At 71.7% G+C, this 5,468-nt stretch carries 6 protein-coding genes; 2 read left to right on the forward strand and 4 right to left on the reverse strand.

Features of this window, described 5'->3' with window-relative positions; translation table 11 throughout:
* Nucleotides 1-330 precede the first annotated feature (330 nt).
* The 3 genes from gatB to gatC are packed head-to-tail and all read right to left on the reverse strand — an operon-like array spanning nucleotide 331 to nucleotide 3,640.
* The gene (gene gatB, locus SACSA_RS0108925; RefSeq protein ID WP_019815197.1) at nucleotides 331-1,836 is read right to left on the reverse strand and encodes an Asp-tRNA(Asn)/Glu-tRNA(Gln) amidotransferase subunit GatB; all 1,506 of its coding nucleotides are present in this window, start codon (nucleotides 1,834-1,836) and stop codon (nucleotides 331-333) included.
* Nucleotides 1,833-3,344 (reverse strand): Asp-tRNA(Asn)/Glu-tRNA(Gln) amidotransferase subunit GatA, encoded by a 1,512-nt coding sequence (gene gatA, locus SACSA_RS0108930; RefSeq protein WP_019815199.1) that lies wholly within the window; start codon nucleotides 3,342-3,344, stop codon nucleotides 1,833-1,835. Before gatA ends, gatB begins: the two co-directional genes overlap by 4 nt.
* Nucleotides 3,341-3,640: an Asp-tRNA(Asn)/Glu-tRNA(Gln) amidotransferase subunit GatC gene (gene gatC, locus SACSA_RS0108935; RefSeq protein ID WP_019815205.1), complete on the reverse strand. Its 300-nt coding sequence runs from the start codon at nucleotides 3,638-3,640 to the stop codon at nucleotides 3,341-3,343. The genes gatA and gatC overlap by 4 nt, the downstream gene beginning before the upstream one ends.
* Before the next feature lie 220 nt (nucleotides 3,641-3,860).
* Here gatC and SACSA_RS0108940 point away from each other — a divergent pair, with 220 nt between their 5' ends.
* Nucleotides 3,861-4,514 (forward strand): ACT domain-containing protein, encoded by a 654-nt coding sequence (locus tag SACSA_RS0108940; RefSeq protein WP_019815207.1) that lies wholly within the window; start codon nucleotides 3,861-3,863, stop codon nucleotides 4,512-4,514.
* Nucleotides 4,515-4,579: 65 nt separating this feature from the next.
* On the forward strand, nucleotides 4,580-5,188 hold the full coding sequence (locus SACSA_RS0108945; RefSeq protein WP_028661704.1) for a hypothetical protein: 609 nt from the start codon (nucleotides 4,580-4,582) through the stop codon (nucleotides 5,186-5,188).
* A gap of 66 nt (nucleotides 5,189-5,254) precedes the next feature.
* Here the strand turns inward: SACSA_RS0108945 and SACSA_RS25945 are convergent.
* Nucleotides 5,255-5,468 (reverse strand): GNAT family N-acetyltransferase (locus tag SACSA_RS25945; protein ID WP_019815210.1); only part of this gene is annotated, 214 nt, incomplete at its 5' end.

Genomic DNA, 5,468 nt, shown 5'->3' on the forward strand with positions numbered 1-5,468 from the left:
CGGTGCGATCCATGCGGTTTTGACGTTCCACCAGGTGTGCGGCATGCGTGCCACGTGCGCATCAATGCGTAGGCAGAGGTGGCGGCTCCGGGCAAGGTGACGATGCGAGTGTCGAGGTAGACCGTCGCGTGGCGAGGCCCGTTGCTCCAGGTACGGCTGATGGGGTCGTCCCAGGCGACGAGGTTGGCAGCTCGGTCCACGGCAGGAACAGCGCGACCACCGCGACGAGCCCCGCGGCCAGCCCGAGCCACTCCCGCCAGGACACCCGGGCGGGCGACCAACCGGACGTGCTCCGGCGCCCGGCCGGGGAGCGACCGCGTGCCGCCACTGTCAGGCGCCCACCCGTTCCACGATCAGCTCCCGGACGCGCTTGGCGTCGGCCTGGCCCTTCGTCGCCTTCATCACCGCGCCCACGATGGCGCCCGCGGCCTGCACCTTGCCACCACGGATCTTGTCGGCGACGTCCGGCTGGGCCGCCAGTGCCTCGTCCACGGCCGCGAGCAGGGCGGAGTCGTCGGAGACGACCTTCAGGCCCCGCTTCTCGACCACGTCGTCCGGGTCACCCTCGCCGTCCAGTACGCCCTGCACGACCTCGCGGGCGAGCTTGTTGGTCAGCTCCCCGGACGAGACCAGCTCGATCACCCGGGCGAGCTGACCGGGTGTGATCGGCAGGTCGGCGAGCTCCACCTGCCGGGTGTTGGCCTGCTGGGTCAGGTACTGCACCCACCAGATCCGGGCCTCACCGGGGTCGGCGCCCGCGTCCACCGTGGCCGACACGAGATCGGCCGCGCCGGTGTTGACCAGGTCGCGCAGCTCCTCGTCGGTGAGGTTCCATTCGGCCTGGATGCGCTTGCGCCGCTCCCAGGGCAGCTCAGGCAGCGTCGCGCGCAGCCGCTCGACCCACTCCCGCGACGGCGCGATCGGCACCAGGTCGGGCTCGGGGAAGTAGCGGTAGTCCTCCGCGGTCTCCTTCGTCCGCCCCGCCGCCGTGGTGCCGTCGGACTCCTGGAAGTGCCGCGTCTCCTGGGTCACGCGGCCTCCCGAGGACAGGACCGCCGCCTGCCTGCTCATCTCATGGCGCACGGCGCGTTCCACGCTGCGCAGCGAGTTGACGTTCTTGGTCTCGGTGCGGGTGCCGAACTCCGCGCCGCCCTTCGGCATGAGCGAGACGTTCGCGTCACACCGCAGCGAGCCCTGGTCCATCCGCACGTCCGAGACGTCCATCGCACGCAGCAGGTCCCGCAGTGCGGTGACGTAGGCACGAGCCACCTCCGGAGCGCGCTCACCCATTCCGGTGATCGGCTTGGTGACGATCTCGATCAGCGGCACACCGGCCCGGTTGTAGTCGAGCAGTGAGTGCTCGGCTCCGTGGATACGGCCGGTCGCCCCACCGACGTGCAGGGACTTGCCCGTGTCCTCCTCCATGTGGGCGCGTTCGATGCCCACGCGCACCACCTCGCCGTCGTCGAGCACCACATCGAGGTGACCGTCGAAGGCGATCGGCTCGTCGTACTGCGAGGTCTGGAAGTTCTTCGGCATGTCCGGGTAGAAGTAATTCTTCCGGGCGAACCGGCACCACGGCGCGATCTCGCAGTTGAGCGCCAGCCCGATCCGCACGGCCGATTCCACGGCCGTGCCGTTGACGACCGGCAGCGCGCCGGGCAGGCCCAGGCACGTCGGGCAGACGTGGGTGTTCGGCTCGCCTCCGAAGCGGTTCGGGCAGCCACAGAACATCTTGGTGTTGGTGTTCAGCTCGACGTGCACCTCGAGACCGAGCACCGGGTCGTACCGGTCGACGACCTCGGCGTAGTCCATCAACTCCGCCACAGCGGTCATGTCGCAGCCTCCGCTTTCTTCAGCTCCGGAATCCGGTCCAGCAGCGGCCCGCGCGCCGCCTCGTACGCCGCGCCGACCCGGTAGAGACGGTCGTCGGCCAGGGCGGGAGCCATGATCTGGAGGCCGACCGGCAGACCGTCGGAGTCGGAAAGACCGCTGGGCACGCTCATCGCCGCGTTGCCCGCGAGGTTGGCCGGGATGGTGCACAGGTCGGCCAGATACATCGCGAGCGGATCGTCGACGCGCTCGCCGAGCCGGAAGGCGGTCGTGGGCGTCGTGGGCGAGACGAGCACGTCCACCTGCTCGAACGCCGCCGCGAAGTCCCGGGCGATCAACGTGCGCACCTTCTGCGCCGAGCCGTAGTAGGCGTCGTAGTAGCCCGACGACAGCGCGTAGGTGCCGAGCATGATGCGGCGCTTGACCTCCGCGCCGAACCCGGCCTCGCGGGACAGCGACATGACCTCCTCGGCACTGTGCTCCCCGTCGTCGGCCACCCGCAGGCCGTACCGCATCGCGTCGAACCGGGCGAGGTTCGACGAGCACTCGCTCGGCGCGATGAGGTAGTAGGCCGACAGCCCGTAGGTGAAGTGCGGGCAGGACACCTCGACCACGTTCGCGCCGAGTTCCTTCAGTCGCGCCACGGCGGCGTCGAACGAGGAGACCACCCCGTCCTGGTACCCCTCGCCGGAGAGCTCGCGCACGACGCCGACCGTAATCCCGGAAAGGCCGCTTTCGGCGCCCTCGCGGGCCGCCCGCACCAGCTCGGGAACGGCCGCGTCGATCGAGGTGGAGTCGAGCGGATCGTGCCCGCCGATGACCTCGTGCAACAGCGCGGCGTCGGTCACCGTGCGCGCGCACGGGCCCGCCTGGTCCAGCGACGACGAGAACGCCACGAGCCCGTAGCGGGACACCCCGCCGTAGGTGGGCTTCACCCCGACCGTTCCGGTCACGGCGGCGGGCTGGCGGATGGACCCGCCGGTGTCGGTCCCGATGGCCAGCGGCGCCTCGAACGCGGCGAGCGAGGCCGACGACCCGCCGCCGGAGCCACCGGGGATGCGCTCGCGGTCCCACGGGTTGCGGGTGGGGCCGAAGGCCGAATTCTCCGTCGACGAGCCCATGGCGAACTCGTCCATGTTGGTCTTGCCGAGGATCGGCACCCCCGCCTCACGCAGCTTGCGCGTCACCGTCGCGTCGTACGGCGGCAGCCAGCCCTCCAGCGTGCGCGAGCCGCACGTGGTGGGCACACCGCGCGTGGTGAGGACGTCCTTGAGCGCCAGCGGCACCCCCGCCAGCGGGGACACCGCGCCGGAGCCGTCGGCGAGGGCGGAATCCACCGCGCGCGCGGCCTGGAGCGCGCCGTCGGCGTCGACGTGCAGGAACGCGTGCACCTCGCCGTCCACCTCCGCGATGCGGTCGAGGTGGGCGCGAGTCACCTCCTCGGACGACACCTCACGGGAATGGATCTTCTCGGCCAGCTCGGCCGCGGTCAGTCGCGTCAGCTCGGTCACTGCTCTTCCCCCAGGATGCGCGGGACCCGGAACCTGCCGTCCTCCGCCGCGGGCGCCGCGGCCAGAGCCTCCTCCGGGCTCAGCCCCGGGCGCACGACGTCCTCACGGAACGTGTTCGTCAGCGGGACGGCGTGGGACATCGGCGGGATGTCGTCGGTCGCGACCTCGCCCACCGTCGCGACCGCGTCCAGGATCTGGTCGAGCTGGCCCGCGAAGACGTCCAGCTCGGACTCGGTGACGGCCATCCTCGCCAGTTTGGCCAGATGCGCGACCTCGTCGCGGGAAATGTTCGACACGCGGGTGACTCCCGGGGTGTTCTCGACTCGCAACGGCTTCCGACGTTGCCGTTTCGGGTGTTACCCAGGGCAGTCTATGGGCCGCGGCCCGGCTCGTTCGACCGGGTCTGTGCCGACGGCCGCTGTCCACGGCGGTGCCGGAGCTGTCACAATCATCGATCGGCGGAAAGCCCAGGTGCTTGAATGAGGTGAGGACGCTGGCCGAGGAAAGGGGTCCACGTTGTCTTTCCTGATCCGGGTCCAGGTCCCGGACAGCCCCGGCAGCCTCGGCGCCGTGGCGAGCGCGCTCGGCACGGTGGGCGCCGACATCCTCAGCGTCGACATCGTCGAGCGGGGCAACGGCATCGCCGTGGACGACCTCGTGGTCGAGCTGCCGTCGGGACGGCTCCCGGACGCCCTGATCACCGCGGCGGAGAGCGTCGACGGCGTGGAGGTCGACGCCGTCCGTCCCTACGCGGGCGTGCTGGACACGCACCGTGAGCTGGAGCTGGTCGAGCAGATCGCGGCCCAGCCCGCCTCCGGCCTGGAACTGCTCGCCGAGGGCGTGCCCCGGATCGTGCGCGCGGGATGGTCGCTGGTGGTGCAGCACTCCGGCGAGGCCGCCCGCCGCGTGGCCGCCTCCACCGCGGCGCCGCAGGCACCGCCCGAGGATCTGCCGTGGTTGCCGTTGCAACGGGCCACCGTGCTCGACGCCGAGGCCGACTGGGTTCCGGCGATGTGGCGGGACCTCGGCACCGAACTGGCCGCGACCCCGATCGGCAAGCCCGACCGGGCGCTGCTGGTGGGCAGGCCCGGCGGGCCGATGTTCCGCGCCGCCGAGGTCGCCCGGCTCGCGCACCTGGCCGGGATCGTGGCCGTCGTGCTGGACAGCTGAGCCGACGCCGGGCACACCGAACACTCGGCGCGAACCGGACGCCGGGGCGCGTACCGTCACATCCGATGCCATGGACCGGGCCCGATGACCCGCGCAGCGCGCGGGTGCAGGACAAGCTCGCGGTTCCCGTGCTCTCGGCCGCGCTCGTCTCGGTGCCCGCGGTGTTCCTCGCGACGACACCGGGCGTCACCGGGCTCATCGGGTCCGTTCTGAACTGGCTGTCGCTGTCGGTCCTGCTCGGGGAGTCGTTCGTGCTGCTGTGGGTCAGCGGCAGCGTGCGGACCTGGGTGTACCGGTACCGGGCCCAGCTACTCGTCGTGGCCCTGACCATCCCCGCCGTGGTGTTCGTCGTCGGTCCCGTGCAGATCCTGCGGCTCGTGCTCACACTCGGCGCGTTCCGCATTCTCCGCGTGCGCCGCATCATGCGGGCAGGCTGGGTGATCGTGCACAAGGCGGGCCTGCACGACCGGCGGGGCCACTGGGTGCTCGCGGGTGTGGGCGTGCTGGCGACCGTCTTCGCCCTCGTCGTGCTGTCCGACCCGGCCTCACGCAGCCGGAAGGTGCTCGACCACCTCGTGGCGCACCTGGGCGCCCCCGGGACCGCGCTGGCCGCGCTCGGCGTGCTCTGTGCCGGCCTGGTCGTGGCGAACCTGCTTCACCACGACCGGTGGTGAGCGTCCGCGATGTCGGCGAGGGCCGGCGGGCGGGTCACCCGGGCGGGTCGAGCCGCCCCAGGGTGGTCACAGGGTGTAGGCGAAGGCGAGCAACGGAACACCGGACGAGGTCGTCCAGTCGCGGTCGGGGGCTCGGTGGAAGCCGAGCCGGGTGTAGAGACGGTGCGCGGACGTCATCGCGTGCAGGCTCGACAGCACCACCCGTGCGGCCCCCAGTTCGGCGGCGCGGTCGACGGCGGCGCGCGTGAGCGCCTCACCGACCCCGCGCCGCCGGCCGTGC

This window comes from Saccharomonospora saliphila YIM 90502 (genome assembly GCF_000383795.1).
Taxonomy (GTDB): Bacteria; Actinomycetota; Actinomycetes; order Mycobacteriales; family Pseudonocardiaceae; genus Saccharomonospora; species Saccharomonospora saliphila.

Coding starts and splice junctions, on each gene's coding strand:
- gatB (WP_019815197.1), bottom strand. CDS start 1,836: ATGACCGCTGTGGCGGAGTTGATGGACTACGCCGAGGTCGTCGACCGG.
- SACSA_RS0108945 (WP_028661704.1), top strand. CDS start 4,580: ATGCCATGGACCGGGCCCGATGACCCGCGCAGCGCGCGGGTGCAGGAC.